This is a genomic window from Pseudomonas sp. NDM (assembly GCF_003105095.1).
In the GTDB taxonomy this organism is placed as follows: domain Bacteria; phylum Pseudomonadota; class Gammaproteobacteria; order Pseudomonadales; family Pseudomonadaceae; genus Aquipseudomonas; species Aquipseudomonas moraviensis_A.
In genome coordinates this window covers 1-1325 of sequence record NZ_QETJ01000322.1, presented here as the reverse complement: position 1 = coordinate 1325, position 1325 = coordinate 1, and the positions used below count along the sequence as shown (strand labels likewise).

At 59.9% G+C, this 1325-nt stretch carries 1 protein-coding gene; it reads left to right on the top strand.

The features are described from left to right. Positions 1-97: 97 nt before the first annotated feature. Entirely contained in the window at positions 98-1246 is a 1149-nt protein-coding gene (locus tag DCO47_RS26790) for an acyl-CoA dehydrogenase family protein (protein ID WP_042608424.1), read from the top strand. Positions 1247-1325: the final 79 nt, after the last annotated feature.

The window sequence follows — 1325 nt, the reverse complement described above, 5'->3', positions numbered from 1 at the left end:
GGGAGCTGCCGAAGGCTGCGATCTTTTGATCTTCTGCATCTTGAAAACCAAGCAAGCGCTCGGTTAACGTCGGCGAACCCTTCCGTGGAGCTCGCCCATGCCTGCCTTTCAGGAATACTTCGACCCCAGTCACCAATTGGTCCGTGACAGCGTCAGACGTTTCGTCGAACGCGAGATCCTGCCGGACATCGATCAGTGGGAAGAAGCCGAAAGCTTTCCTCGCGAGCTTTACCTCAAGGCCGGAGCGGCGGGCATTCTCGGTATTGGTTATCCCGAAGCGCTCGGCGGTAGCCATGAAGGCGATCTGTTCGCCAAGGTCGCTGCCAGTGAGGAGTTGATGCGCTGTGGCTCTGGCGGCCTGGTAGCGGGGCTTGGCTCGCTGGATATCGGTCTGCCGCCGATCGTCAAATGGGCACGCCCGCAAGTCCGTGAGCGGGTCGTGCCGCAGGTGCTCAGTGGCGCGAAGATCAGCGCCTTGGCCGTGACCGAGCCCGGTGGCGGTTCCGACGTCGCCAACCTGCAAACACGCGCCGTGCGCGACGGCGATTGCTACCGGGTCACTGGCAGCAAAACCTTTATCACCAGCGGCGTGCGCGCGGATTTCTACACCGTCGCGGTGCGTACCGGTGCGCCGGGGTTTGGCGGCATCAGTTTGTTGCTGATCGAGAAGGGCACGCCAGGTTTCAGCGTCGGTCGGCAACTGAAGAAAATGGGTTGGTGGGCGTCGGATACCGCTGAATTGTTCTTCGACGATTGCCGCGTGCCTGTAGGCAATCTGATTGGCGCAGAGAACATGGGCTTCGCCTGCATCATGGGCAATTTTCAGAGCGAAAGGCTGGCGCTGGCGCTGATGGCCAACATGACCGCGCAATTGGCGCTGGAGGAGAGCCTGAAGTGGGCGCGCGAGCGTGAAGCGTTCGGCAAACCCATCGGCAAGTTTCAGGTGATCAAGCATCGCCTCGCCGAAATGGCCACAGCGCTGGAAGTGTCGCGGGAGTTCACTTACCGGCAAGCGGCGAAGATGGCAGCGGGGCAGAGTGTGATCAAGGAAATTTCCATGGCGAAAAACTTTGCCACCGACACCTCGGACCGGATTACGACGGAGGCGGTGCAGATTCTTGGCGGGCTCGGTTATATGCGCGAAAGCCTGGTGGAACGGCTGTACCGGGATAACCGCATCTTGTCGATTGGCGGCGGGACGCGGGAGGTGATGAATGAAATCATCAGCAAGCAGATGGGGCTTTAAAGTCAAAAGATCGCAGCCTTCGGCAGCTCCTACAGGGAAACGCACATCCCAATGTAGGAGCTGCCGAAGGCTGCGATCT

What these genes read in the sequence shown, in the direction of transcription:
- DCO47_RS26790 (WP_042608424.1), top strand. Translation starts at nt 98, where the DNA reads ATGCCTGCCTTTCAGGAATACTTCGACCCCAGTCACCAATTGGTCCGT.